Source organism: Bacillus sp. ISL-55 (genome assembly GCF_018613155.1).
In the GTDB taxonomy this organism is placed as follows: domain Bacteria; phylum Bacillota; class Bacilli; order Bacillales; family Cytobacillaceae; genus Mesobacillus.
This window is the reverse complement of the sequence record NZ_JAGGQU010000033.1, coordinates 1-25,241: the sequence shown is the minus strand read 5'-3', so window position 1 is coordinate 25,241 and position 25,241 is coordinate 1. Positions and strand designations below refer to the sequence as shown.

Sequence of the window (25,241 nt, the reverse complement as noted above, 5' to 3'; positions counted from 1 at the left end):
AACGGAGGGAAAAAAGATGAGCATCAAAATTGGCGAGGTTCCTTATAAAGAGCGTATCCAAAAAGGAATAAAAGATGATTTTATGCGGCAGGCTGTTTCCTCCGCGCAAGGGAGATTCCGAACTGGCCGGATCACTCAGGCTGAGGAGCTTGGCAACTGGGAGGACTGGCGCAACCTGGGTGAAGAAATCCGTACCCATACGTTGGAAAACCTCGATTACTATCTGCAGCAATTAAGCGAGCAAGTATCCAGACGCGGCGGCCATGTGTTTTTTGCTGAGACAGCGGAAGAAGCAAACCAGTACGTAAAAGACATTATTATAAAGAAGCAAGCGAAAAAAGTCGTGAAAGCGAAATCGATGGTAACCGAGGAAATCGGTTTGAATAAAGCGCTTGAGGAAGTCGGCGCTGAAGTGGTTGAATCGGACCTTGGCGAGTGGATTCTGCAATTGGATGAAGATCCGCCATCCCATATCGTAACGCCTGCGCTGCATAAAAATAAACAGCAAATCCGCGAGACTTTTGCGAAGAAAAAAGGTTATACCGGATCTGATACGCCGGAAGAACTGGCTGCCTTTGCCCGTGAACAGCTACGTCAGGACTTTTTAGCGGCTGATGTCGGCGTGACAGGCTGTAACTTTGCGATTGCAGAATCAGGGTCGATCACGCTGGTCACAAATGAAGGAAACGCCGAAATGGTAACCGCTCTTCCGGATACCGTGATTACGGTGATGGGAATGGAGCGAATCGTGCCGACATGGGAAGAGATGGAGGTCCTTGTCAGCTTATTGACACGTGCGGCAGTTGGCCAGAAGCTAACAAGCTATATTACCGCGCTTACCGGAGCACGCCTTGATGAAGAGGTTGATGGACCGGAAGAATTCCACCTGGTTGTTGTTGACAATGGCCGCTCTAAAATCCTCGGCACGGAATTCCAGTCTGCCTTGCATTGCATACGCTGTGCGGCTTGTATCAATGCTTGTCCGGTTTATCGTCATATCGGCGGACATGCGTATAACTCGATTTATCCAGGCCCGATCGGTGCGGTCATCACTCCGCTATTGGAGGGTTATGAGGATCATAAAGAGCTTCCATATGCATCGACATTGTGTGCGGCGTGTACCGAAGCTTGTCCGGTTAAAATTCCATTGCATGAGCATCTGATCCGCCATCGCCAAATCATTGTGGAAAAAAATATGGCCCCAACAGCTGAAAAGTTGATGATGAAAGGTTTTGCAGCGTGGGCTTCTAACCCGTCGATTTATAATATGAGTGCGAAAATGGCAAAACCAGCTCTTGGTCCATGGACAAAAGACGGGATGATTGAAAACGGACCGGGACCATTGAAAGCGTGGACGGATGTACGCGATTTTTATGCGCCACAGGGACAATCGTTTCGTTCATGGTTCAAGCAAAGACAGAAAGACGGTGAATCCAAATGAGCATCCAAAATCGAGAAGCCTTTTTAGATAAGCTGGCGTCCAGACTTGGGCGGGAGCGAAGGACAGCAGGAGTTGAGCGGCCTCAGTGGAGTGTCACCCCGCAGGATGAAGTGTTCAAAGGCATGAGCCAGGATGAATTGGTCGAGGTGCTTGAAAAACATTGCAAAGTCATCCATACCGATTTTAAACGGACGGACCGAGACGGGTTGGCAAAGGTGTTGAACGAAACGCTGGAGGCTTATGAAGGCAAATTAATCATCACGTCCAAAGATGCGCGTTATCAGGAATATGGAGTGACTGAGTTTTTTGAAGAACAGAAAGATCAGCTCGATGTCCATGTTTGGGAAGCAGCACTAGGCAAGGAAAATCAGAAGATTGCAGAACGAGCTGATGTTGGGATTGTATTCAGTGACATCACACTTGCCGAGTCTGGCACCGTGACATCGTTCAACACAAAAGACAATGGACGCTCGATCAGCTTGCTGCCGAGGACATTCATTGCCATCATACCGAAAAGCACCCTAGTGCCTCGGATGACCCAGGCGGCCAGACATATCCATCAAGCACAGTCCAATGGCGAAGACGTCCCATCCTACGTCAGCTTCATCACCGGCCCAAGCAACAGCGCCGACATCGAGATGAACCTGATCGTCGGCGTCCACGGACCGGTTAAAGCCACTTATATTTTGGTGGATTAGGAGAGTCGGGACGTGAAGACTGTTCTTGTGTCCCGTAAATCGTAAAATATGTAATCTTGTAAGACAGCGAAAAAGTTTCGCTGTCTTTTTGAAATGTCATTTGGAAAGCAGTCATTTTTTGTGCTTTAAATTGTAGTGCGCTGAATAGTCTTTTTGTCTAGAGTGTCGTAAAATTCACGGTATAATTTTAAGTAAAATAATGGTATAATAACATCAACTAAGGAGTTGATATTATGCCAAATATTAAACCTGTTTCTGATTTGAGAAATTACAATGAAGTCTTAAAAGATATTTCTATAGGTGAACCTGTTTTTTTAACGAAGAATGGCCGAGGGAAATATGCTATCATTGATATAGAAGAATATGAGAAAAGTAAAGCGACTATTCAATTGCTTTCAAAGCTAATGGAAGCTGAAAAAGCAATTAAAACTGGAGATGAATGGCTAACGGAAGATCAGGTCAGATTTGATTTGGGAGTATAGTTTCTATGTATAAGTTGAGAATTAACCCTGTCGCTAAAAAAGACATGCAGGAAATTAAAGAATATATATCTAAGGAACTCCTCAACCCAGATGCTGCTATAAACGTGATATCAAAAATTATAATGGGTTATGAACAGCTTAAAGAATTCCCGCGACTTGGTTTGGAGTTATCATCAAAGCTGAATATTATAACAGATTACAGATTTTTAATACTTGGGGACTATATTGTTTTTTACAAAATAGACGATGAATATGTTTCAATCTACAGAATTATTTATGCCAGAAGAGATTACCTAAAGTTGTTATTCACAGAAGAAGAGAACATTGAGTAAAAGCGCATCTCAAACGAGGTGGGCTTTTACTAGTTTATGGCTTCAAAACAGAATTTGAAATCGTTATAGTATTATTAATGAATAAGCTGCCCTTTTGCAAGAAAAATGGGGCAAAGGAGTTAGTTATGGACCAAAAAACAGTGAATCAATTGATCAATGCAATGGAACGTGCGAAGCAGCATCACCAGGGGCTAAAAATGAAACAGGATGAAAGACTCTGGAAACAGGTTGACCAACCGTACCGGCTGATTGATGCTTTGCCTATGCTGACAAAAATCGAATTAGACGATATCCGTAAGCAACTTGGACTGAGCGGAATGAGTTCTTTGAAAAAAGCGGAACTGGCTGTGGAGCTGGCCCGTATAATTCCTTCACGGCTCGACAAGATAATGTCAACTTACGACAAGGAAAGATACGATTTAATTAAAATGATCATCAAAAATGCCGGTTTGATGCCAGTGGATGATGGGTTCCCGATCTCCAAGATTACATCTCTCAGGGACGCTGGAGTGGTGTTTCCTGTTTTAAAGGATGGGGAAAAGCATTTAATGGTGCCGGTAGAAATTATTGATGTGTTCTCAGAAATTGACGAAGTGAAGTTGCAAGACACTATACGCAAAAATACAGAATGGGTTAAGCTGGTCCACGGAATGATTTATTACTATGGAGTAATGAAGTCTTCGGAAATGCTTGAAAAGGTTGAAGCATTTACGGAGGGTGATGTTGATATCAGGAAATATTATGCCGTCATTGCCTCAGCTGAAGACTATTATCAAAAAATAAGAATTTTGCCTTATTCATATGGTGGATATATCACCAATGACAGCATTCTTAAGTCAGGAGATATCATAAAGGAACACGAGGCGAGACCGGATTTAGATTACTATCCTTTTACAAAAAAACAGCTATTAAAAGCAGGAGAACCTGGTTTTATTGATCAATCTCCGGAAATGGTGAAGTTCTTGCGGTTCTTGTCGGAGTGCTATAACCTGACCGAAGAAGTACTTGAAGAAATCGCGTTACAACTTATCAATATCATCAATTCGGATGCCGACCCTTCAATGATGACGGATTATTTACAAAGCATGCTTGAGATTCCCTCCATGAAATTCATGCAGGAGTTAACCGGATACGTATTGAACGTCCACAACAATACACGCATGTGGATATTGAAGGGTTATACCCCGACAGAGTTACGAAGGAAAGAGAAAAAGCACCTAAATCCATTACCGGCTATGCCGTTCAATCACCCACAGATTCCGTCGAATGTCATTGATATGAACACTAGGAAAAAAGCCGGAAGAAACGATCCCTGCCCTTGTGGAAGCGGGAAGAAGTATAAAAAATGCTGCGGAAAATAGCTATTGGGGCATGGGAGGGGATTTCTGTATCACTCGAAACAATCTACCACCGACCCATAAATAGCTGAAATAGACATAGGAGAAACGTCCTGTGTTTTTTTGCGATTGCGGTGGAACGCTATAGAGAAAAAGTTGTTCTGAGGCAGGTGGTGATTGGAGTGAAGGTGTTATCGATGATTCAGCCCTGGGCGAGTCTGTTTGTCCTGCGCGAAGCTCAATATGAAACGAGGTCCTGGAGTACGAAGTATCGCGGTCCTTTTGCGATTCACACCAGCAAAAAGATCGATAAGGGAGTCTGCAGCCATGTGGCCATCAAGTCGCTGCTTTTAAAGCATGGCTACAAGACAGAGGATCTCCCAACTGGCGTCATCATTGCTGTCTGCGAGCTTAAAAATTGTTTGAGAGTAATGGAAAACAATGAGACATGGGCTGTGTTGGAGGATGGAAGGACGGTATCAGGCAATGACTACTTCCTCGGTGATTATAAAGTGGGAGGGTATGTCTGGGAAGTCCGCGATATGAAGATGCTGGACAGCTTCATTCCGGCAAAAGGAAGGCTTGGGCTATGGGAGTATGAGGTATAGAGTGCCTGTTCATCGGGGAACAGGCACTTTTTTCGTTTTGCTATTTTCACCGGATAAAATACGGACAGAAGCCGGAACCCTGAACCTGACAGGCTTGTTTTTCAAAAGTGTAAATAACAAGCAGCCTGCAATTACAATGACGCTGCCAGCGGCCTGGATCCAGGTCATGTTCTCTCCTAAAAAAGCAAATGCCAGGACAGCGGTAAAGATGGGGTTGAAATTAAGGAATAACCCGGAAGTGCTTGGTCCCAGTTTATTGACTCCGATATTCCAGAGAACCATACAAAGCACGGTCGAGACAAGGCCTGTGTATAAAATGCCTTGCATAAAGGAGGAATTCAAGTTGGTTACCGTGAAATCATCGATGGAAAAAGGCAGCAAGACGAGCAGGCCGAAAATACCGGAGTAGAGGATGGACATCATCGGTGTAACGGTCGCCATCGCCCACTTGCTGCTGACCGAATAAATCCCCCACATTCCCACAGCTGCCATCATATAAAGGTCGCCTTTATTAAACTGCAAGGAAAACAATACATCCAAATTCCCCTTTGAAAGGACGAGCAGAACCCCAAATAGGGAGAGAATCATTGAAAGGAATTGAAGTTTATTGATCTTTTCTTTTAAAAAAAAGAAAGAGAATGCCGCAATCGAAAACATATTCAATGTCGAGATCAAGCCAACGTTCGTTGCCGAAGTCTTTTCGAGTGCCATGAATTGCAATGCCTGAAATAAGGCAACCCCGGTGACTCCCATTATAAACAGTGGCAGAAGGGATTCTTTTGGCGGGATCAGCTTTTTTTCTTTCCACCAGACAAGCGGAATCAGACAGATGATCGCGATGGCCCATCGTAAAATAGTCAAGGTAATTGGAGAAGCATGGTCTACAAGCGTCTTCCCCACGATAAAATTTCCGCCCCAAAGAAAGCTCGTTAAAAGTAATAGTAAATAATATTTCATGTCATTTGGCCCCCTGATCAGAGCCATTGTGCACAATGACTTACGCTATATGAATTATTTTAACATTTTCCGCAAATGACAAAAGATAATTTTGTATAATTGATTTAATTCAAAATAAATAAAAGTATAATAGAAATATAATTTAATATATTCAAATTCTGGTCGTTGTTTCGCTGGGTTTTTAATTTTTAAAAAGGGGGTTCAACCGTGGAATCAGTGGTAAGCAAGGTTTTGGATCATGTGGATATTAAAATCCTGGATTTATTGCAAAAGGATGCTCAGTTAAGCAATCTGGAACTCTCGAAGCGAGTGAATTTATCTGCGCCGGCCGTTCACGCCAGAATCAAGCGGCTCGAAGGTGAAGGATATATCAAAAAGCAGGTCGCGATTTTGAATCACGAGAAGCTCGGCTTTGATTTACTGTGCTTTGTTTTTATGAGCACCAATATGCATCAGTTAGAAAAGCTGGAATCATTGGAAGAGACCCTCGATGGAATGGAAGAGGTCTTAGAGTGCCATTGCCTCACCGGGGAGTATGATTATCTGTTAAAGGTGGCCTGCAAAGATCGCAAAGGGCTGGAGATGTTCATCAGGGGGCTGAATGAACTGGGGATCACCAAGATCCAGACAAGTCTGGCTTTAAGGGGAATCAAAGACTCCACCGTGCTGCCTATTAGTGGGTAAATGTGAGACGTGGGGCGTTCTTTAGTAAACCTTAAAAAAGACAGCGAATCCGTTTCGCTGTCTTTTTACATATTATAGTTAGTCTTCCTTGGACATGGCATTATACTGCTTGAGGCTTTTAAACCGCTTTTTCTTTTTCAGATACTTTTCGTTCAGTACGAGTACTTTCCCGTTCTCTGCGGCTGAAAATTTGCGGTAGACGGCTTTGTATTTTTCAAAGGCTAAGTGACCGGAAATATAAACAGGTAAAATGATGGCGATGAGGATCAGTACATCCCTGATGATATGAAATGGCTGCTCGAAAACATATCTTATCATAACCGCCTGAGAAGCAAATGCCACCATCAAGATGATCAGCCCATTGCAGATGTGAAAAGCGAAAAACTCCTTTCCGCTAAGGAACATCCGCTCCAGTTCATTTTTAAAAATGAGGGAAATGAATACCGAAATCACAATGAATATAAAGGAAATGAAAAATGCCACTTTACCCGTCCTCCTCCATGGATGAACCCTTTTCAGCATTGTACCATACTGTTTGCGGTCAGTAATTGAGGAGAGGATTCTTGTTTAAAGCATATGAGGACTTGTGAGACAGTGGGTGATCCCGCGATTCCCCATTTACATACTTTTCCTCTCCCTGAGCAACATAAAAAGAAATTAAAGGGAATTAGGGGGACTGGAAATGAGCTTGGATGATGTCATTTTAGCGCGGGAAAAAATGAAGGGAATTGTACATACGACTCCTCTTGATTACTCTAAAACGTTCAGCAATCTCTCGAATAATGAAGTATATTTGAAGCTTGAAAACCTGCAAAAGACAGGGTCCTTCAAGGTTAGGGGTTCTTATAATAAACTAATATCTTTGCCTCCTGAACAGCTTCAAAATGGGGTTGTGGCAGCTTCAGCCGGGAACCATGCCCAGGGTGTGGCGTATTCCTGCCAGATGCTTGGCATTCGGTGCACAATTGTCATGCCGAAAGGTGCGCCTCTCAGCAAGGTGCTGGCAACACGGCAATACGGAGCTGAAGTCATACTCGAAGGGGCAGTTTTTGATGAAGCCCTTGCCTTTGCATTGGAGCTGAAAGAAAAAGTTGGCGCCACTTTTATCCATGCCTTTGATGATGAAGCAGTCATTGCCGGACAAGGAACAGTAGGTTTGGAAATACTTGATCAGCTGCCGGATGTCGAGGCGATTGTCTGCCCTGTTGGCGGGGGAGGGCTTATTGCAGGTGTCGCGTTAGCGGTGAAAGAGAAGAAACCGGACATTAAGGTATATGGAGTCCAGACGCTTGCATGTCCAAGCATGAAACAGTCGTTAACAGAGAACAGACCAGTCGCTGTTGAAGCAGCCCCAACGATGGCAGATGGAATCGCTGTTCAGAAGCCCGGATTAAAGACTTTTGAGATCATTAGAAATTATGTTGATGACATTTTCTGTGTGGACGAGATGGAAATAGCCCGAACCATGCTTCTTGTCCTGGAGCGAAATAAGCTGCTGGTCGAGGGATCCGGTGCAAGCCCGCTTGCTGCACTGCTTTACGATAAAGTGAAGCTTAGCGGTAAGAAGGTTGCCGTTATTTTAACCGGGGGAAATGTGGATGTCAATTTTATCTCCCGGATCATTGAGCGCGGACTCGTTGAATCAGGGAGATTCGCCCATTTTACGATCACTTTAAAAGATAAGCCAGGAGAGCTGCAAAGAGTGCTGAGCTCTGTAACTGAACTGAACGCAAACATCCAATCCGTCAACCTTAACCGGATCGGCAAGCATATCTATCCAGGGTTTGCTCAGCTGGAGTTATCAGTTGAAACGAAGGACCATGAACATATAGAGCAGCTGGAGAAGAAGTTAAGAGTTCAGGGATTTCAGCTGGAGATGGAAGAATGACCACATGAGCATGGGGATGTAGCGTATGCTTTCATTCTTTGTTGAAGAAGATTCGTCAATTCTTTCTTGAAATTCAGCCTGACTAATGAATTAAAAAAGTAGAGAAAGAGGAGGACAGCCCCTTATACGATTAGCGTCTTTATACGAAATTTGTCGAACAATGATAAAATTTCAGAGCGGTATATAGTGATAGAATATAAATGCAGCTGAATATTGTATGGGTGGTTGGTTGTCATTCTCCTCTCCTTAAAGGATAAGGAGGTGATAACTATGGAGACAATTCTCGATCTTCTCAAGGAAGTTTTAAAGGGGGTTGTGCGTGAGCTTAGTGCGCATGTCTATCGGAGAAAAGTTCTTGAGAAAGAGAAAACCACCCGCGGCCGTCGAAAGCAAAAGGGTGGTTCTCATCGAAGATAATTATGACAACCACCACCCTGACGGTAGAGGTTGCAGGGAGAAGTGTTGAAGCACTTCTCTCTTTATTTATATATCCATTATATAGGAAAATATTCTAAATGAGAAGGATATATGGTGTATTGAGTTTATTAAAACAACCTCATCTGCTCGTTATTCTCTTTATTTTGATCTGCTGTAACATATCCCATCGTTTTATATCCACTCTGTCTCTTGGCGAACATCCTTTCAAGTGTGGGGACTTTTTTATCTACATAATCATATACTCGTACTTCCTGCTTTTGATCATGTAGCCTGTGGAGGCGGCCTACATATTGTTGCAATGTGCCTTTCCAAGAAATTGGCATAGCAAGAAATAAGGTATCAAGCCGTGCATCATCAAATCCCTCACCAATATATTTTCCAGTTGCGATGACAAGGCGTTCTTCTGTATCAGAAGTGTTTACAAGCCTATCTAAAGCGACTTTTTGCTCCTTTTTAGATACATTTCCTGAGAGCATGATTATATTTTTAGCAAAGCCTTTGAACTTATCATGTAAATATTCCAGGTGTTCGATTCTCTCAGTCAAAATGATAGGAGAACGCTTTTCTTCAAGAGCATGTAACACATCATCAAATAACATCTGGTTACGCTTTTCATCCTTTGAGAGAAGTTTATAAAGCTCCTGGATGTTTTCTGATTTAGAACTGAATCTTGTAGTCCTGACGATAAGTTTATGGACAAAAGGACGAACTTTTGCCTGGCTTCTGGCATCGACTTTATATCGGATTGGTCCGCATTGCATAAAGATAATCGGATGCAAGCCATCTTTTCTGGTAGGGGTAGCTGTTAGCCCATAAACATATCTTGCTCGTACATGCTTTAAAACTCGCTCGAAAGTAAAGGCTGAAATATGGTGGCATTCATCGACTATGATTTGTCCGTACTGGGTGATAAAGCTCTTCACTTCCCCTTTGTAGGCGAGGCTTTGGAGTGTTACCACATCAACCTTACCAGTAATCCTCCGTTTCCCTCCTCCCACTTCGCCAATCTCCTTTTCAGGTAAGGTTAAGAAGGATTTAAGTTGATTGATCCATTGTTGTTTCAGTTGAGTTTTATCGACAATGATTAGTGTATTTACCTTGCGTTCTGCAATCAACGCAGCCGCAGTAACTGTTTTTCCAAAGCCGGTAGTGGCTGACAGCACACCGTTGTCGTGTAACAGAAGTTGAGAAACGGCATCAGATTGTTGGGATGTCAGTTGACCAGTGAATCGAGTTTCGAGAGGCTCTCCTTCAAATGCTTCATCTTTGTATAGAACCTCAATTCCTGAATCCTCTAGCAACTTGTCTAAATCAGCCTTACTGCCACGTGGGAGGATAAGAAATTTTTCATTCTCTGTATAACATTTGATTACCCTTGGGATGGATGATGTCGGCAGTCTCCTAGACTGAGCCTTATAGAACTCGGGATTTTTAATAGTAACAGTTGTCATTATTTTTTCTAAAAGGGACGAAGGCAGATATTGCTTATTAATATAAAGGCCGTTTTTTATATGTACCGTTATGCTCTCTGGAAAGGCTTCCAGTGGTTTGACGAGGTCAATTGTCTTGACTGAGAAAGGGCTTGGTGATTTTCTATCATCGGTGAATTTCATCAATTCTCTTTTAGAAAGCTTCTTTACAGAGGATAAATAAATCCACTGGTCAGGATAAGGATTGAAATTCTCATCGACAAACAGGCTATTGCCTTGCAGACCTGCCTGTCTTTGTAATGGAAGGGCAATTAAATTACCGAATCCACCTTTAGGAAGAGTATCCTGGTTGGGAAACATACGATCGAATGATGACATGCCAATTTCGTGGTGATGCTCCAATGTTTTTGTCAGAAGGGTATAGCCTAGCTTTCGAGCAAGACTAGACTCGATTTTCTCAGAAAAGAAAAACCAAACATGAGCACCATTTCCTGATCTTGATCGCTCGATACTAAACGGCAATCCTAAATTGGTACAGACTTGGATGAATGCTTGGACATCCTTTTGCCAGTTAGCTTTGTCAAAATCTACAGCCAAAAATGAACACGTGCCATCCTTCTGCATGGGATACAAACCAATTGTATGCTCACCGTTTAGATGGGAAATAACAACCTGGTTAGTAAGAGGCAATAAAGTACGATTCAGGCATTCAGAACATTTTATTTCTGGCTTTTGACAAATCGGTCGATCCCATTCATGGGCGCAAGCAGGCAAATAACCTGCTCTGCCATCTTTTGCTTCCCAACGAAGGGCATATACGTCCGGTCTCCCTTTGAAAAGACTTCTGTATAGCTGTACTTTTGCCTCAAGAGGGGATTGTTTCGTAATGAAATAAGGTTCATTTATAATATTAAGTTTTGGATTTTCCTTTTGTAAAAGACTAGCAATTTGCCTTTTAAGGTAGGCATTCTCATTTCTCAATTGAATGCACTCTGCAATCCAGTCTTCGAGAGATTTGTTATGGTTCATGGGCAGACCTCTTCAAATAATTTAATCTTATTTTAATTGATGAATAGGAGAGAGACAAACATGGAATAGAATGTTTATGTCTTCAATAGCTTATTTAAATACTCAAAGCTTTAACTAGGATAATCGTTTTATTCATCTTTTATACTCCTATTCTATTGAACTACGGGGACGATGGAACTTATATTTAAACTCAATAGGTGGTTAGCAAGTTTATTATTATTTCTCCTCCAGAGTGGGAGATGAAACCATCCCTTTCTTCCAAGGTACATTCAAACAAAAAATAATAATAGTATAATGGATTAACAAGGTGTTTTTCTTACTATTGCTAATTAAGGAGAGGGTTAATACATGGGTGAAAAAACTATTAAATGGGGAATTTTAGGGACAGGCGGCATAGCAAGTGCTTTCGCTAGGGATTTGAACTTTGCTGTAAATACCGAAAAACTTGCTGTGGGGTCACGTACAAAAGAGAGCGCTGCAAAGTTTGCGGAAGAGCATGGCGTTTCCCGTGCATATGGTAGCTACGAGGAACTGGTGCAGGATCCGGATGTGGATGCGATTTATGTTGCGACGCCACACCCTTTTCATAAGGAAAATGTATTGGCTTGTCTTCGTGCTGGTAAGGCTGTGCTTTGCGAGAAGCCTTTTACCATCAATAGCGGGGAACTAGAAGAAATCATTCAATTTGCCAGAGATCAAAAGCTTTTCTTGATGGAGGCGATGTGGACACGTTTTCTGCCTCCGATTATTAAAGTTAAAGAATGGATTGACAGTGGGGAAATTGGCGACGTCCTTTTGGTAAAAGCAGAATTTGGCTTCCGAGCATCATGGGATCCTGAGGGAAGATTATTTAATCCGGCACTTGGAGGAGGCGCGCTGCTCGATGTAGGGATTTATCCAGTTACATTTGCATCAATGATTTTCGGAACAAACCCGGAGAGGATTCTGAGTACTGCTCATATTGGTGAAACAGGCGTTGATGAACAATTTTCCATCATCATGTCCTATCCTTCTGGAAAGACCGCTACCCTTAATGGTTCATTTCGAGTGGGTTTAACGGACGAAGCTTACATCCATGGAACAGAAGGATCTATTCGGATTCCAGCATTCTTTCGGGCAACATCCGCAACCTTATATAAAGATGGTGCGGAAGTAGAGACATTTAACGATGACAGAAAATCGGCTGGTTATGCGTTTGAAATAGAAGAAGTAGGAAGATGTCTCAGTCAGGGGCTTTTAGAGAGTCCTGTCGTTCCGTTGGATGAATCATTGAAAATTATGAACCTGATGGATGAAATTCGCGAACAATGGGGATTGAAATATCCGTTTGAGTGATTTTTTATGAGAAGCACAGGGGACGTACCCTGTGCTTTTCTTATGGGATGAGGGATATTGAGACATTGAGTGCTAATCCAAATCAATCCTACTTCTACTTTGTTTTAAATCCCTCGCTCCTTGTTAAATGCTTTTTTTGATAAATACGATATACCAATGAAGATTAAAACAGTAGCCAAGAACCCAATCAATAATTGTGAACCGGATATCGGTAACGCTGCTGCTAGTTGTACTGAGTATGCCAGTAAGGTTGCGGTGATCAACTTTGAGACTGAGGCAATCAGCAAAAACCTTTTTGGTAATACTTGCCCTATGCCTGCTCCTACACAAATGATTTCATCTGGAAGAATGGGTACGATGAATAATAAAAACATGATCAATGTTTCATTTTTAGAGACATACTTATCGTATTTTTGCAGCTGCTCTTCCTTAATCAGTTTTGAAATAAATTTCCTTCCTCCGTATCTGGCGGCAAAAAACATGGCTGTTATCCCCAATATTGTTCCAAGAAAAGAAATTGCCGCAGCAGTAGCTGGCCCGAATACAGCACTCGCACCTGGAACGGTAACAGCTTCAGGAATCGGAAGGATGATTGGTTGGGCAAAGCTGATGAAAAAGAAAATATATTTGGCTGTTTTTAGATGTTCTTTTAACATTCCTTCAAATCCGTACGTATCAGTAAGAACAACGATTTTTGTCATATAAAAAATTGCCAGAACAAGAATCAAAAGAGCTGTCAAATAAAATAATGCCATCCTGTTGAACTTCAGAAGGTTTCCCTGTTTCGTAATCAGGAAATAACCATCGATTAACAAAACAGTCATAACAGCGCTTATGTAAAGCCATTTATATATTGGCAGAACAGTAGGCAATAACACAATCAATAAAAATAATGACAGGATACTGAGGGCTAAGTGTAGAATGATTTCCATTTTTTCATTGTAGCTTTCTTTATGTGATAACAAGTTGGTATTCCCCTTCATTACAATGTCAGTCTGCTTTTTTGCTTGTGTTTACATTATAGTGAAGGCCGTGATTTGATTCGACGCGCTTAGGGTTGAAATTATGCTAGGACCTGAGGCTTATGGAGCGGAGAGGCACCTTGCAGGAAAAGGTGGTGGTTCGGGTGAATCTTGGATTGGAAAAATTGACACTTTATGAGACAGCGGAATATCCCGCTGTCTCGCTTAATAACATTATCTTTCATCTGTTTCAGGTATGGTCAAGACATCCTCTTTATTCGGATGATTTTTCTCAATATGCTGCTCTCCCCAGGTGCAGAGAGAATCCAAGATCCCTTTTAATGACCATCCATATTCGGTCAATGAATATTCGACTTTAGGAGGGACCTGGTTATAGACTTCTCGTAAAATGACATTATCTTCTTCCAGCTCACGCAATTGCTGTGTGAGCATTTTTTGCGTGATGCCGGGCATGAGTTTTTTTAATTCGCTTGTCCGTTTCTTGCCTTCGATCAAATGGCAAAGAATGACGACTTTCCATTTCCCGCCGATGACCTCGAGGGCTGCTTCGACTGGTATATTATATTTCTTCAAAAATACACCCTCCTTATCTTTCCGATTGTTTGTAGTGTCATTATAACCCTACATTTCTATAAGTAGTATAGGGCACTTTTTGGTGCCTATATCACCTGGGGGTGCCTACGGAACTTTAAAGTGCGTACTTCTCAAGCGATCAGGTATCCTTCATAATTGCATTCATGTTGGTCAAACGTGAAAGGCGCCTTCACTGGTCAACTTAAAAAACTGCAATGGAGGATACCTTTTTATGAGTTCACATACACGAAACAATAATAAGGGATCACTATCCCTTTTGGCTTTGGCAATTAGTGCTTTTGGAATCGGTACGACTGAATTTGTACCTGTTGGATTATTGTCGACGATTTCAGATGATCTCAATATCTCGATCACTTTAGCTGGTTTGTTAATATCCGGATATGCGATGGGTGTAGCATTTGGAGCACCGATTTTAACAGCTTTGACCAATAAAATGAGCCGCAAAACCTTGCTTATGGCTTTAATGGTCATTTTCATCATCGGAAATTCCATCGCAGCCATTTCGACCAGCTTCGGTCTGCTGTTGGCAGCAAGGATCATCACGGCCTTTTCTCATGGAGTCTTCTTTTCAATAGGCTCGACGATTGCCGCTGACCTTGTCCCTGAGGATAAAAGGGCAAGCGCGATCGCCTTTATGTTCACGGGATTGACCGTCGCCACCGTAACTGGTGTGCCGCTTGGGACCTTCATCGGCCAACTGTTCGGCTGGAGAGCGACATTTGGGGGAGTGGCATTATTAGGTGTAGTAGGAATTATCGCAAGTGCAATCCTTATACCAAAAAATATTAAGCCTGCGCCGCCGGCAAAATTCAGTGATCAACTAAAAATATTGGGCAATGGGCCTTTGCTGCTGGCATTTGCGATTACAGCTCTTGGATATGGCGGAACCTTTGTCGCATTCACTTATCTGACTCCAATTCTTCAGGAGATAACCGGCTTTGCCCCGAAAGTCGTGAGCATAATCCTGTTGGTATATGGGATTGCTGTAGCGATTGGGAATGCCATCGGAGGGAAAGCCGCTGATCGAAATCCATTAAAGGCATTATTATGGATGTTCATTGTCCAGGCCATCATTCTCGTCATTTTATCTTTCACAGCACCCTTCAAGGTGGCTGGAGTCATTACTATTTTCTTGCTGGGAATGTTTGCGTTCATGAATGTACCAGGCTTGCAGGTATTGGTTGTTAGATTAGCAGAACGCTATGTTCCAGCAGCTGTTAACGTAGCATCAGCAATGAATATAGCAGCTTTCAATCTCGGAATCGCAATCGGTGCGTTTGTCGGAGGAGTAATTGTTGACTCGATTGGATTGATCCACACACCGTGGATTGGAGCAGTAATGGTATTGGGGGCTATCCTGTTAACGATATGGAGTATTTCTATTGAAAAAAAGGAAAATGAGTAACTGTTGGTGATGAGTTGAAGCACGGACTGATCCGTGCTTCTTAACTAGTTCTACTAAATATGGATATATCCCGATTGGAGTTGCATATTGCTGAAAATCGAAGCTGAAAAATAAGCTGGAAAAATTATTCTGTTCGTTCCACTCGATAATTGCACGGTCATCTTTAATATTTGCGCTGTGGTGTAGGATAATTGCACCAATATAAGCTATAATTGCACGCTCAGACATGTTAATTGCACGTTCGCCCAAGTTTTACCATCCTGAAGGTCATCAAATTTTTTACGTACGCTTTCCTTGCAACATAATCCTCATGAAACTTTACCTCAGTTGATTCGTATATGTAGAGGACAAAAATAAAAGGGGATTTTTCTATGGGAAATATCATTCTGTTTGCTCTTTTGGTTGGATTGGCTTCTGCTCTGATTCTTACTCCTTTTTCTAAAGGGGTAGAGAAGGACAGGAAAATGACATCTGCCTTTTTGATTGCTGTGATTGTCCTGTTTACGGTTGGGACTTTTGCGTTTTATTATGCGTTTAATTTGGACCGCAACCTGTCTTCTCTGTGGCCGTTTGCGATTGTGATCACGTTTGCCGGCACTTTTTTTGCGGCTGGCAAGGAAAGGATGATTAAGGGGAGCTTGTTTTTGCTTACCCTGCTATTGGGCGCGTATTTTATGATCGCTTTTCTTTTTAACGCAGAGGAAAAATATGAGTCTGCGAAAATGGCGGAGAAGATGGAAATCTCGACTTTTGATGAAAAGGAAACACCAGCGAGTGTCCCTCCGCATTTTGCACGAAATAAAATGAAAAAGGCATTCGGCCAGGTTCCGAATACGAGTTATTATGAGCTCGGAAATCTGCAGATCCAGAAGGTCAATGGAGAGTACGTCTATATTGCTCCGGTTGAATTCTCAGGCTTTTTCAAATGGTGGAACGGCAAGTCCACACCGGGTTATTTTACAATCAGCGCTACCGATTCATCAGCAAATCCAAAATTCAAGAAAACAGACATGGTTTATACACCTTCTTCGTTCTTCAATAAAAATGTCGAACGCCATATCCGTTTGCAGTATCCAGAGGCAATTTTCTATGGAGACACTCAGCTTGAGATCGATGATGAAGGCAAACCTTTTTATATCAGGACCTTCGGTGAATTCATCTCAGCCAGGAATGGTTTTGATGTAAAAGGGGTTGTCGTAGTGGATCCTGATTCTGGGAAAACGGAATCCTATGCGCAGGCCGATGTTCCAGAATTCATTGACGGCGCTGTTTCTCCCGAGGCTGTGAGTCTGCAGAACAGCTATTATGGTAATTACATTCATGGCTATTGGAACAGCGTGTTTGGCAAGACGGATATAAAACTTCCGTCAGATGAAGGAACCGAAGCCCAGGTCAGTCCAATTTTTGATGAAAATGGCGATATGTATTATTTCACCGATTTTACCAGTCCGAAAGAAGGGGTAGACTCCATGCTTGGGTATGCCTTGACGAACGCAAGGACTGGGAAGGCGACCTTCTATACTGGCAATCTTGAAGAGTCCTATATGGATTCTGAAGGGGCGCTGCAAATTATTGAGAAGAAGTTCATCGAGAAAAAATGGCATGGCGAGATGCCGATTCTCTACAATTTCTATGGAGAAGCAAGCTGGCTGACGCCTGTTCTTGATTCGAATGGCTTCCTGCAAAATTACTTTATCGTATCGGCAGCAAACCCGGAAATTTCGGTGTTTGGCAATACTCCTAATGAAGCATTGAAAAAGTATAAAACCGCATTGCAGCATGGCGGCGGAACAGTGGATGGAAGTTCGAAGGCAGAGGAAAAGCAAACGAGCGGAACCGTGCTGCGCGTCTACAAAGAAAAAACAGGCGACTTCACGATTGTTTCGATCCTGCTGGATAACAAAAAGAACTACCTCATTTCATCAGAAACGAACCCGCTGGCGATCTATGTAAAAGAAGGCGACCAGCTCAATCTCAAATACATGGATACCGGCGAAACCTTCCTGCCAGTGAAAGAGTTAGTGATCCAAGGGTTAGAGTAAGGACATAAAAAGTGCCTGTCCCCGGAGTGATGATGCACCTGGGGACAGGCACTTTTTGGTTTTGGATAAAATAAGGAAAGCAAATGTATTCTCGAGGATTCTTAAGAAGTATTATGTGAGAAGGATATTAAAGAGAGCGCATTGAACAATCTTACTGCTGTTTTTCATTCAGTATCTCTAAAACATCCTGATGCTGTTTCTGAACATTGGAGACATGCTTGATTTCACTCGATAGTTCTGATTTCGTTTCATCAAGCTTCTTCATCAAGGTACCATAATAAAATCCCATTTCCCTCCGCATTTCACTCTGTTCGGAAAGGATAGTTTGCTGGCCATTTTCTAAATTGTCCAACCTGCTCTCCATAGACCCAAACCGGCTCTCCATAGACCCAAACCGGCTCTCCATAGACCCCAACCGATTCTCCATAGACTCAAAACGTGCATCAACAGAATCAAAGCGCTTGTCGAACGAATCCAAACGGTCTAGAATTTTATTCAATATTTTCTCCATCTCATTTCACCTCCTTCTTTATGAATTTATTATACCCAGTCCAGTAAAATAAGTCACCACAAATGACAAGCTCTTTTAGAACCGATCACTCCACTCCAAGTGTATTACTTTTACATAAGAATTCTGCTAACTGGAAATTATCGCTAGTTAAATTGAAAGTGAAGAAGACCACATTCTTAAAAGGTTGTTTCAGGTAAAATTGTACCTTACCGTCCCTCTGTTTATATTGATGGCCTTCCTATACTTTAGTTAGCGGTATCAGGAAAACTCCGGAAACTTATAGTAAAATTGTCCTTTATCTCGTATTCTATAAAAGGAAGTCGAAATTCACGTTTTAGGTGGTATTACCTTGCTGAAAGATTTTTTTATACATGCTAGTTTTGTTATTACATTTTTGTTTATAGGCGGTAGTTTATTTAAAAGCAATCCGGAGATAGATACAACTCTTCAAAAGTTGAAACTTGGAGCATTGGCGGGAATACTTGGTTCAGTGTTAATGGCTTTTAGTATCCAGATTACTCCTGTCATCATGATGGACTTGCGTCATATCGCGATCCTGCTGTCTGCTTTTTATGGAGGGTTCGTGCCGGCTTTCGTAGCCACGAGTATAATCAATATCAGCAGACTAGTATTTTTTGATGGGAGTTTGGAAACGTTTCTAGTCACTGTGCTCATAATGTTTATTATTGCAGTGTTTGCCGCACTGGTCCAAAAAAAGGTGAAGAGTTCGGACTTTTTTAAGTGGTCGGTTATGGGATTAATTAGCTTAATTACGATTTCATGCGGCTTTTTGTATCTGATGGGATTTTCAGATCAAGTGTATCAAATTTTGGTTAACTATTGGGTTATTACAACCATATCGGGAGTTTTGGTGTATTTTTTGGCAGGGTATATCGTTCAGTCGAACCAAATGTTTATGCAGCTGAAAAACCAATCGGCAACAGATTTCCTTACGGGGTTAAATAATGTCAGGCAGTTCGATTCGTCATTGAATGAAAGTATAGAAAGTGCCCAGGAGCTTAATGAAAAATTATCGTTGCTAATGATTGATATCGACCACTTCAAAAAGGTCAATGATACGTATGGTCATCAAGCAGGGGATGAAGTTTTAAGGCAATTAGGAGGACTGTTAATCAGCTGCTCACGCCCAAGTGATATTGTCTCAAGAAATGGCGGTGAAGAATTTTCACTGTTATTAAAGAATTGTTCCTATGCTCAAGCGCTGGAAATTGCAGAACGCCTCCGGGGAATAGTGGAAAATCATCGATTCTCCTTACCAAATGGCAAGGAAATCAAGATCACCATCTCCCTTGGTGCCTCAACCTATCTAGAAACAACTCAATGCTTAGAAGAATTCATCAAACAAGCAGACGACACCTTATATACATCAAAACGGACAGGAAGAAATAAAATTTCAACATTATAAAGATTTGAAAGCACGGGGGCATACCCTAGTGCTTTTTTGGGTTAAATAAGGAATTATCATCCGTAAGATGCCCTTATGCAAGCAACTTGAGATCCATAAGGGTCCCATTCAATCGGAAAGAGACCCTTATGCAAGAGATTCCCCCTCTCTAAGGGTCCCGTTCAATCGGAAAGAGACCCTTATGCAAGAGATTCCTCCTCTATAAGGGTTCCGTTCAATCCGAAAGGCACCACAATCTCGGCAGCATTCCCTTTTTAAAAAGATCACTAGCATAATAGGTAATTAAAGGTAAAATAGAATTAGAGATAGAGCGTGTTAAAAGGGGGGAACAAATTATGGTCCCAGCGATGGACTCCATTACGATCACAACTTTTCAGGAAAAAGGGATAGATTCTGTCGTGGATTGGTTCGAGCGCCATCAGCAATCGTTTTATGCGTTAGGCTGGTTTTACCTTCGAAATCAACAGCAAATGGAGGAGTTATTTTACCGGTCGATCGTTAAGGTGCATAAGGAATTGCCTTCATATAAAAGGGAAACCTCATTCGAATTATGGGTGGCTTCGATTTTTATCGATATCTGCCGGGAGCTTTCGGGCGAAGAGATGCCGGCATTGGATGACAATGCATCACATCAGAATTTATTTAATGCACTTGATCAGCTTCCAATAGAGGAAAAGGAAGCGATGGTCCTTACATATGGCATAGGGTTCTCTCAGGAGGAAGCTGCGCATATTTTACGAGTTTCAGTAGATAGAATGAAAGACCTGTTGTTATCAGGAACTCAGTCGGTCAGGAAACAACTGTTTGGAACATCTTTTAATGGCTGTAAGAAATATAAGAAGAACTACATTAATTATCTGGAAAAAACGATGGAACGGCCGGAGAAGATAGAGTTCGAGATTCATCTTTACAAGTGCGCAGAATGCCAGGAGGATTTAGCTGCCTTTCAGGATGTCACGATGTTGTTGCATCATGCTGAGTGGATGAATGATTTGCCTGTGCCGGATAATTTTATCGCGAAAATCAAAGAGCGTCTGGCGGAAAAGGAGAAGCATAGGAAGCAGAAGAGTAAAAAGCGCAAGAGGATGGCACTTATTTTTGCAAGTGTGTTTGCCTTCGTGATCGGAATCGGTTTCGTTACTGGCACTTTTGCCAATGTCTATTATGGATGGACAGAAGAAAATGAGCAATTGCGAGCCTTCCTGCAAAAGGACCTTGGCGAGAGGATGAACCTGGAAGCGGAAAGCGATGGTGTGAAAATCAGAATCAAAGGCGTCGTTGCTGATGACTATCAGACACTTGTTTTTTATGAAATTGAAGATACAAACGAGGATAAACAATATGTTATGTTTTCGGAAGATGGAATTTCTATAGAAAATGAGAGTGAACTCATGAAACACGATATATACCCGCGTTATCATCCTCCTGACCTTAAAGCGGAGATGAATAAAAAGGAAAAGCATATTTTTTACGGAGTGGTTGGACTGCGGCCGCTTGAGGAAGATAGCGGCGTTCTTAAACTGAATATTGAAAGGATTCAGGAGCTTGCTCTCGATGAACAAGAGCCAAGGCTGGGATTTGGTTATAGAAGCAATGGATTTAAGACAGGTGATTGGAAATTCGAAGTCCCGGTAACTAAGCAGCCTTCCATCGAATATGACTTGAATGAAAAGGCAGAAATCGAAGGAGTTCCGGTTCGCCTCGATAAATTAATCATGGCCCCAACAGCAACGCTTTTGGAATATGGTATTCCTATGGATAGGCAAGAAAAGAGAATCGATCGGATTCATTTTGCCGATTTGGAAGTGGACGATGTAAAAGTGAAACCGGACCAGTTTGGCGGTGGCTATAACTATTTACAGCCTGAAGCCAATTGGCAAATACTCCAAATGTATTACGATCCATTTTTGGGAGAAGAACCGGAAGACGTTACCGTTCAATTTGAATCTGTCTATTTTTCATTCCAAGATCATAAAAGCATCGAACTGGATGTGAGTCAATCTTTTCCCCAGACATTTGAATATGCAGGAAGTACGAACAGCATTGATAAAATAGAAATTGGCCAGCCCACAACCATGGTCATCAGCAATCATGAAGTTGAAAACCGGAAATTTGAAACACTTCATCTTAATGTTGTAAGAGAAGGTGAAAATGAACATGAACCAATATCGATAGGGATGGAAACGGAAGGTGTGATCGTGGATAAGAATGGGGTTCAATACGATATGAAATCACCCACATTCGATTATGATAAAATTGAACAGCCACGTCATTTCGTTACCGACATAATCTTAATGTTAGATGGCAACAAAGTCATCCCTACCAGACTCGATCTTTACGGGTATACCTCGATGAAATATTTGGATGATGTGGTGAAGATTTCGCTGGACTGATACGCAAAAAGTTCCTTTTATAACAGGGAGGCCATAAAATGAAGCTATTTATTCATACAGCAATTGTTTCGATGGCCATTCATGTGATCTATTTTGTGGGCATGCTGCTGATTGGCTACATTAAAACAATGAACTATACACCAGATATCGAAGGCTCATGGGAAAGTATTGATACACTTCAGAATGAGGTAGCTTTTGGCATGACGGGTTCTCCGTTTTTCTTCCTTTTTACCTTTATCGGAGTCACTTTATTTTTGTTAAGGAAATTATAAAATTATTTAGGTGTGGATAACTGCATGTAGTTTTCTTAATCCAGCTCCAGCGCCTAGCCCCTCGAGTCGCTTCGATCCGTCCATTGAAGTCAAAGAACGACTTCATTGGGCGGCTCTCCAGCGCTTGTCGGGGCTGAACGAGGCGCTTGCGCTTTTTGTTCTTCGAACTGGTCATTGTTTTATATAGAAAAGTGAGAGGAGCACAGGGATAAAATGCCCTGTGCTCCTTTAATCTGTCTTCACTTTTTGCCAATATGCTTCAAGGCTTCTCTTCGGCTTAAGTTCGAAAGAGGAAGTCTGTTCGTAATCTCAAATACTTTCTCAGGGTTTTGCTTAGCGTATTCTCTCAGAGCCCAGCCGATGGCTTTATTGATGAAAAATTCGTTTGTATGGCAGGTTCTTGAAATAATGTCCTTGAGCATGGCCACGTCGGTTCTTTCTTTGTAGCCTAATTGAAATAATATGCAGGAACGGATCAGCCAGATGTTATCCGAGGCGATCCAACTGTCGATAATAGGCTGCCGATGCTGCGGGAATTTTTCAAGATAATAACCGAAATGCTTTTTCGCAATATGGTCGACCGTGTCCCACCACGGCTTGGTCGTGATGATATATTTGAGAAGCGGGAGATCCTCTTCGGTGAACTGTTTTTTCATTAAATCTAACAGGTATGCCCCGCTAATCTGCATCTCTCGTTCTTCCAGCTCCCAGAGGGAAGTGATGACCTCATGCAAATCCTCCTTTGCAGGGAGGCCATGAGTCTTCACATGCTGTTTGAAAAGCTCCTGCATCTGCGGAGCCCTCAAACCGATATATTCAAATTGATTCCTCATGTATTTAGACAGCCTGGCTGCTTCCGAGCTATTCCGATGTTTTAATGCTTCCTCATATAATGCTTTAACGTAGTTGTTCATCAGATACTCCTCACCATTTCATTCAATTAAATTGCATCCTTTAATGTTAAAACAAATAGTCCAGAGCAGCAAATCATGGAAAATCCGGATACAGCTGAGGTTATTGTCCTGCGATAATTTTGCCAAAGAAAAAGCCACTCAAAGTGGTTTTTTTAATCCCGCATGGAGCCTGCCTCTCGGGACGTCATGGCCCCTTGGCCAGCAGCCACATCTTTCTGGATCTGCTGTTTTACTTGTTCAGCATCTGTCCCTGAATTAGATTGCATAATAGAATCTGGCTTTCCTTTTGCTTGTAAATTTTTCTTCATAAGTTCTCTCCTTTTTTTAAAAAATAGACCATATTCCAACTGCAGTTTTTTGAAAAAATAACAATTTTATCTATTATTTGTAAACAACTTATATATAATGTATTTAGGAAAATGTAGCGCTTTTATATTCGTTTAAGTTGGGGGAGAGACATGATGTCTAATGAGCATGAGGTGTCATTGGATAAAGCTTTAGAAAGAAAGCCAAAGGCGAAGGTGGAAAGGAAAGAAGGAGAACCTACTGCAGCGTTTAAGGGAGCTTCATGGGGAGCTCTGTTAGTTGGCGTTTCCGGTTATCTGATTGGTTTATTCAATGCAGGGATGGAACTGAACGAAAAAGGCTATTATTTTGCCGTCTTGGTATTTGGTCTCTATGCACCGGTATCCTTGCAAAAGGCAGTAAGAGATAAGGAAGAGGACATACCAGTTACGAATATTTATTATGGCATTAGCTGGTTTGCGCTTATCGTATCTATTTCCTTAATGGCGATCGGTCTATACAATGCCGGAAGTATTATCTTAAGTGAAAAGGGATTCTATGGTATGTCATTCGTACTTAGTATCTTTGCAGCGATAACCGTTCAGAAGAATATCAGGGATACACAGAGAGCAAAAGAAAGAGATTGATGGAATACAGAGGGTGCGTGGGTCTGGATAAGATTCACGCACTTTTTTGTTTGTGTTCGAAAACCAAAGGATTTTCAGCGATCTTATTGAACTTTAAATACTAGTACTGTTTTAGGGAGGACTTCCAGTGGATGTTTTGAGTTTGAAGAGCGAGTTTCATCATTTTGTGATCAAGAGTATGGAATTGTTGAGGGCAAATTATATTTATCCTGAGGTAGCGGAGGACATTTGTGGCTATTTGGAGCACCGGATGAGGGATGGTTATTATTTTGATGCTGAGACCTATGAAGAATTCAAGGAACTTTTTGATCAAGATATTCAGTGCATTAATGGTGATAACCATCTGCATATATGGCTTCAGGATGAGGGGGCTGATGAGTCTGAGGAGATGATGGATGAGTATAAGCGGGTCGCTGAGAAAAATAACTTTGGCTTCCATAAGGTAGAGCGATTGGCTGGAAATATCGGCTATATTGATTTGCGGGTTTTTTACGATATGAATGCTGTGACGGAAGCTTCTGAGACGGCCATTTCTGTGATGAATTTTGTCGCTCACACAGATGCCCTGATCATTGATTTGCGAAAGAATATTGGCGGGAGTGCTTATATGGTTGCACTGATTGCCTCTTATCTTTTAAAAGAGCCGACCCACATCGAGAGCTTTTACAATCGCAGCGAAAATAAGACGTCCCAGGTCTGGACACAGCCCTATGTGCCAGGGAAGCTTTATCTGGATAAACCGGTATTCATCTTGACGAGTATGAAGACATTTTCAGCGGGAGAATTATTTGCATACGCACTCAAACACTCAGGCAGGGCGACCATTATCGGGGAAAGTACTGGTGGCGGGGCTCAGCCAGGGAACTATCATCAGGTTACACCTAAATTACGGTTGTTCATTCCCTCTGGAAAATCGATCAGCCCGTTCACTGGTGGAAATTGGGAGGGACAAGGCGTCCTGCCGGATTATGAGACCAGTGCAGAAGAAGCACTGCCGATTGCTCACGAGAAAGCGCTGAAAAAAATAAAAGAAAAATATGCAGGGCGGACAGAATATCAGTTTTTATTTGAAGATTAGAACGGCAGAAAAGGGACGGTTCTTAAAGCGGA

The 25,241-nt window shown here is 42.0% G+C and carries 27 protein-coding genes; 17 read left to right on the top strand and 10 right to left on the bottom strand.

Annotation, left to right across the window (positions count from 1 at the left end; translation table 11 throughout):
- The first annotated feature begins 16 nt into the window (after positions 1-16).
- The 6 genes from J7E32_RS15995 to J7E32_RS15970 all read left to right on the top strand — a co-directional run bounded on the left by J7E32_RS15995 (position 17) and on the right by J7E32_RS15970 (position 4,898).
- On the top strand, positions 17-1,441 hold the full coding sequence (locus tag J7E32_RS15995; RefSeq protein ID WP_214909192.1) for a LutB/LldF family L-lactate oxidation iron-sulfur protein: 1,425 nt from the start codon (positions 17-19) through the stop codon (positions 1,439-1,441).
- Positions 1,438-2,139: a LutC/YkgG family protein gene (locus J7E32_RS15990; protein ID WP_214909190.1), complete on the top strand. Its 702-nt coding sequence runs from the start codon at positions 1,438-1,440 to the stop codon at positions 2,137-2,139. Before J7E32_RS15995 ends, J7E32_RS15990 begins: the two co-directional genes overlap by 4 nt.
- 233 nt (positions 2,140-2,372) lie before the next feature.
- A complete protein-coding gene (locus tag J7E32_RS15985) occupies positions 2,373-2,621 on the top strand; it encodes a type II toxin-antitoxin system prevent-host-death family antitoxin (protein WP_214909188.1) in 249 nt (82 codons plus the stop codon).
- A 5-nt stretch (positions 2,622-2,626) separates the two neighbouring features.
- Complete coding sequence (locus J7E32_RS15980; RefSeq protein ID WP_214909186.1) at positions 2,627-2,953, top strand: type II toxin-antitoxin system RelE/ParE family toxin; 327 nt, start codon at positions 2,627-2,629, stop codon at positions 2,951-2,953.
- 125 nt (positions 2,954-3,078) lie between these two features.
- On the top strand, positions 3,079-4,314 hold the full coding sequence (locus J7E32_RS15975) for a YecA family protein (protein ID WP_214909185.1): 1,236 nt from the start codon (positions 3,079-3,081) through the stop codon (positions 4,312-4,314).
- A gap of 158 nt (positions 4,315-4,472) precedes the next feature.
- Entirely contained in the window at positions 4,473-4,898 is a 426-nt protein-coding gene (locus tag J7E32_RS15970) for an ASCH domain-containing protein (protein WP_214909222.1), read from the top strand.
- 9 nt (positions 4,899-4,907) lie between these two features.
- On the opposite strand, the gene J7E32_RS15965 is transcribed toward J7E32_RS15970, so the two are convergent.
- Positions 4,908-5,855: a DMT family transporter gene (locus J7E32_RS15965; RefSeq protein WP_214909183.1), complete on the bottom strand. Its 948-nt coding sequence runs from the start codon at positions 5,853-5,855 to the stop codon at positions 4,908-4,910.
- A gap of 207 nt (positions 5,856-6,062) precedes the next feature.
- Between J7E32_RS15965 and J7E32_RS15960 the strand changes: the two genes are divergently transcribed.
- On the top strand, positions 6,063-6,539 hold the full coding sequence (locus tag J7E32_RS15960; RefSeq protein ID WP_214909181.1) for an Lrp/AsnC family transcriptional regulator: 477 nt from the start codon (positions 6,063-6,065) through the stop codon (positions 6,537-6,539).
- 78 nt (positions 6,540-6,617) lie between these two features.
- On the opposite strand, the gene J7E32_RS15955 is transcribed toward J7E32_RS15960, so the two are convergent.
- Positions 6,618-7,022: a hypothetical protein gene (locus J7E32_RS15955; protein WP_286183330.1), complete on the bottom strand. Its 405-nt coding sequence runs from the start codon at positions 7,020-7,022 to the stop codon at positions 6,618-6,620.
- A 199-nt stretch (positions 7,023-7,221) separates the two neighbouring features.
- Between J7E32_RS15955 and ilvA the strand changes: the two genes are divergently transcribed.
- Both ilvA and J7E32_RS15945 read left to right on the top strand, forming a co-directional pair.
- The gene (ilvA, locus tag J7E32_RS15950) at positions 7,222-8,427 is read left to right on the top strand and encodes a threonine ammonia-lyase (protein ID WP_214909177.1); all 1,206 of its coding nucleotides are present in this window, start codon (positions 7,222-7,224) and stop codon (positions 8,425-8,427) included.
- A 270-nt stretch (positions 8,428-8,697) separates the two neighbouring features.
- A complete protein-coding gene (locus J7E32_RS15945; protein WP_214909175.1) occupies positions 8,698-8,844 on the top strand; it encodes a hypothetical protein in 147 nt (48 codons plus the stop codon).
- Between the two features lie 128 nt (positions 8,845-8,972).
- Here the strand turns inward: J7E32_RS15945 and J7E32_RS15940 are convergent, their stop codons facing one another.
- Positions 8,973-11,324, bottom strand: coding sequence for a TOTE conflict system archaeo-eukaryotic primase domain-containing protein (locus J7E32_RS15940; protein ID WP_214909173.1), 2,352 nt, complete (start codon positions 11,322-11,324; stop codon positions 8,973-8,975).
- Positions 11,325-11,672: 348 nt separating this feature from the next.
- Here J7E32_RS15940 and J7E32_RS15935 point away from each other — a divergent pair, with 348 nt between their 5' ends.
- Positions 11,673-12,659 carry a Gfo/Idh/MocA family protein gene (locus tag J7E32_RS15935; RefSeq protein ID WP_214909171.1) on the top strand — a complete coding sequence of 329 codons (987 nt, stop codon included), beginning with the start codon at positions 11,673-11,675 and terminating at the stop codon, positions 12,657-12,659.
- Positions 12,660-12,763: 104 nt separating this feature from the next.
- On the opposite strand, the gene J7E32_RS15930 is transcribed toward J7E32_RS15935, so the two are convergent.
- Both J7E32_RS15930 and J7E32_RS15925 read right to left on the bottom strand, forming a co-directional pair.
- A complete protein-coding gene (locus J7E32_RS15930; protein ID WP_286183329.1) occupies positions 12,764-13,624 on the bottom strand; it encodes a TVP38/TMEM64 family protein in 861 nt (286 codons plus the stop codon).
- Between the two features lie 231 nt (positions 13,625-13,855).
- Positions 13,856-14,215, bottom strand: coding sequence for a winged helix-turn-helix transcriptional regulator (locus tag J7E32_RS15925; RefSeq protein ID WP_214909168.1), 360 nt, complete (start codon positions 14,213-14,215; stop codon positions 13,856-13,858).
- 232 nt (positions 14,216-14,447) lie between these two features.
- On the opposite strand from J7E32_RS15925, the gene J7E32_RS15920 reads away from it, so the two are divergent.
- Entirely contained in the window at positions 14,448-15,641 is a 1,194-nt protein-coding gene (locus J7E32_RS15920; RefSeq protein ID WP_214909166.1) for an MFS transporter, read from the top strand.
- Here J7E32_RS15920 and J7E32_RS15915 read toward each other — a convergent pair.
- On the bottom strand, positions 15,597-15,890 hold the full coding sequence (locus tag J7E32_RS15915) for a hypothetical protein (protein ID WP_214909165.1): 294 nt from the start codon (positions 15,888-15,890) through the stop codon (positions 15,597-15,599). The genes J7E32_RS15920 and J7E32_RS15915 overlap by 45 nt on opposite strands.
- A 122-nt stretch (positions 15,891-16,012) precedes the next feature.
- Here J7E32_RS15915 and J7E32_RS15910 point away from each other — a divergent pair, with 122 nt between their 5' ends.
- On the top strand, positions 16,013-17,683 hold the full coding sequence (locus tag J7E32_RS15910) for a hypothetical protein (RefSeq protein WP_214909163.1): 1,671 nt from the start codon (positions 16,013-16,015) through the stop codon (positions 17,681-17,683).
- Positions 17,684-17,834: 151 nt separating this feature from the next.
- Here the strand turns inward: J7E32_RS15910 and J7E32_RS15905 are convergent, their stop codons facing one another.
- Positions 17,835-18,194, bottom strand: coding sequence for a hypothetical protein (locus tag J7E32_RS15905; RefSeq protein WP_214909161.1), 360 nt, complete (start codon positions 18,192-18,194; stop codon positions 17,835-17,837).
- A 349-nt stretch (positions 18,195-18,543) separates the two neighbouring features.
- On the opposite strand from J7E32_RS15905, the gene J7E32_RS15900 reads away from it, so the two are divergent.
- The 3 genes from J7E32_RS15900 (at position 18,544) to J7E32_RS15890 (ending at position 22,285) form a co-directional block, all read left to right on the top strand.
- A complete protein-coding gene (locus tag J7E32_RS15900) occupies positions 18,544-19,620 on the top strand; it encodes a GGDEF domain-containing protein (RefSeq protein WP_214909159.1) in 1,077 nt (358 codons plus the stop codon).
- 335 nt (positions 19,621-19,955) lie between these two features.
- On the top strand, positions 19,956-22,013 hold the full coding sequence (locus tag J7E32_RS15895; RefSeq protein ID WP_286183328.1) for a DUF4179 domain-containing protein: 2,058 nt from the start codon (positions 19,956-19,958) through the stop codon (positions 22,011-22,013).
- Between the two features lie 38 nt (positions 22,014-22,051).
- On the top strand, positions 22,052-22,285 hold the full coding sequence (locus J7E32_RS15890) for a hypothetical protein (RefSeq protein WP_214909152.1): 234 nt from the start codon (positions 22,052-22,054) through the stop codon (positions 22,283-22,285).
- Here the strand turns inward: J7E32_RS15890 and J7E32_RS22985 are convergent.
- The 3 genes from J7E32_RS22985 to J7E32_RS15880 form a co-directional block, all read right to left on the bottom strand.
- Positions 22,257-22,391 carry a hypothetical protein gene (locus J7E32_RS22985; RefSeq protein WP_286183327.1) on the bottom strand — a complete coding sequence of 45 codons (135 nt, stop codon included), beginning with the start codon at positions 22,389-22,391 and terminating at the stop codon, positions 22,257-22,259. The two genes, J7E32_RS15890 and J7E32_RS22985, sit on opposite strands and share 29 nt — an antisense overlap.
- A gap of 133 nt (positions 22,392-22,524) precedes the next feature.
- Complete coding sequence (locus J7E32_RS15885) at positions 22,525-23,199, bottom strand: DNA alkylation repair protein (RefSeq protein WP_214909151.1); 675 nt, start codon at positions 23,197-23,199, stop codon at positions 22,525-22,527.
- A 152-nt stretch (positions 23,200-23,351) separates the two neighbouring features.
- Positions 23,352-23,507, bottom strand: coding sequence for a hypothetical protein (locus J7E32_RS15880; protein WP_214909149.1), 156 nt, complete (start codon positions 23,505-23,507; stop codon positions 23,352-23,354).
- Positions 23,508-23,660: 153 nt separating this feature from the next.
- Between J7E32_RS15880 and yiaA the strand changes: the two genes are divergently transcribed.
- Both yiaA and J7E32_RS15870 read left to right on the top strand, forming a co-directional pair.
- The gene (yiaA, locus tag J7E32_RS15875) at positions 23,661-24,131 is read left to right on the top strand and encodes an inner membrane protein YiaA (RefSeq protein WP_214909219.1); all 471 of its coding nucleotides are present in this window, start codon (positions 23,661-23,663) and stop codon (positions 24,129-24,131) included.
- A gap of 127 nt (positions 24,132-24,258) precedes the next feature.
- Entirely contained in the window at positions 24,259-25,209 is a 951-nt protein-coding gene (locus J7E32_RS15870) for a S41 family peptidase (protein ID WP_214909147.1), read from the top strand.
- Positions 25,210-25,241 lie beyond the last annotated feature (32 nt).

Excerpts from the sequence above, each read along its gene's own strand:
- J7E32_RS15995 (WP_214909192.1), top strand. The coding sequence starts at position 17 with ATGAGCATCAAAATTGGCGAGGTTCCTTATAAAGAGCGTATCCAAAAA.
- J7E32_RS15990 (WP_214909190.1), top strand. The coding sequence starts at position 1,438 with ATGAGCATCCAAAATCGAGAAGCCTTTTTAGATAAGCTGGCGTCCAGA.
- J7E32_RS15985 (WP_214909188.1), top strand. The coding sequence starts at position 2,373 with ATGCCAAATATTAAACCTGTTTCTGATTTGAGAAATTACAATGAAGTC.
- J7E32_RS15980 (WP_214909186.1), top strand. The coding sequence starts at position 2,627 with ATGTATAAGTTGAGAATTAACCCTGTCGCTAAAAAAGACATGCAGGAA.
- J7E32_RS15975 (WP_214909185.1), top strand. The coding sequence starts at position 3,079 with ATGGACCAAAAAACAGTGAATCAATTGATCAATGCAATGGAACGTGCG.
- J7E32_RS15965 (WP_214909183.1), bottom strand. The coding sequence starts at position 5,855 with ATGAAATATTATTTACTATTACTTTTAACGAGCTTTCTTTGGGGCGGA.
- ilvA (WP_214909177.1), top strand. The coding sequence starts at position 7,222 with ATGAGCTTGGATGATGTCATTTTAGCGCGGGAAAAAATGAAGGGAATT.
- J7E32_RS15945 (WP_214909175.1), top strand. The coding sequence starts at position 8,698 with ATGGAGACAATTCTCGATCTTCTCAAGGAAGTTTTAAAGGGGGTTGTG.
- J7E32_RS15940 (WP_214909173.1), bottom strand. The coding sequence starts at position 11,324 with ATGAACCATAACAAATCTCTCGAAGACTGGATTGCAGAGTGCATTCAA.
- J7E32_RS15935 (WP_214909171.1), top strand. The coding sequence starts at position 11,673 with ATGGGTGAAAAAACTATTAAATGGGGAATTTTAGGGACAGGCGGCATA.
- J7E32_RS15920 (WP_214909166.1), top strand. The coding sequence starts at position 14,448 with ATGAGTTCACATACACGAAACAATAATAAGGGATCACTATCCCTTTTG.
- J7E32_RS15910 (WP_214909163.1), top strand. The coding sequence starts at position 16,013 with ATGGGAAATATCATTCTGTTTGCTCTTTTGGTTGGATTGGCTTCTGCT.
- J7E32_RS15905 (WP_214909161.1), bottom strand. The coding sequence starts at position 18,194 with ATGGAGAAAATATTGAATAAAATTCTAGACCGTTTGGATTCGTTCGAC.
- J7E32_RS15895 (WP_286183328.1), top strand. The coding sequence starts at position 19,956 with ATGGTCCCAGCGATGGACTCCATTACGATCACAACTTTTCAGGAAAAA.
- J7E32_RS15890 (WP_214909152.1), top strand. The coding sequence starts at position 22,052 with ATGAAGCTATTTATTCATACAGCAATTGTTTCGATGGCCATTCATGTG.
- J7E32_RS22985 (WP_286183327.1), bottom strand. The coding sequence starts at position 22,391 with ATGAAGTCGTTCTTTGACTTCAATGGACGGATCGAAGCGACTCGAGGG.
- J7E32_RS15885 (WP_214909151.1), bottom strand. The coding sequence starts at position 23,199 with ATGAACAACTACGTTAAAGCATTATATGAGGAAGCATTAAAACATCGG.
- J7E32_RS15880 (WP_214909149.1), bottom strand. The coding sequence starts at position 23,507 with ATGAAGAAAAATTTACAAGCAAAAGGAAAGCCAGATTCTATTATGCAA.
- yiaA (WP_214909219.1), top strand. The coding sequence starts at position 23,661 with ATGTCTAATGAGCATGAGGTGTCATTGGATAAAGCTTTAGAAAGAAAG.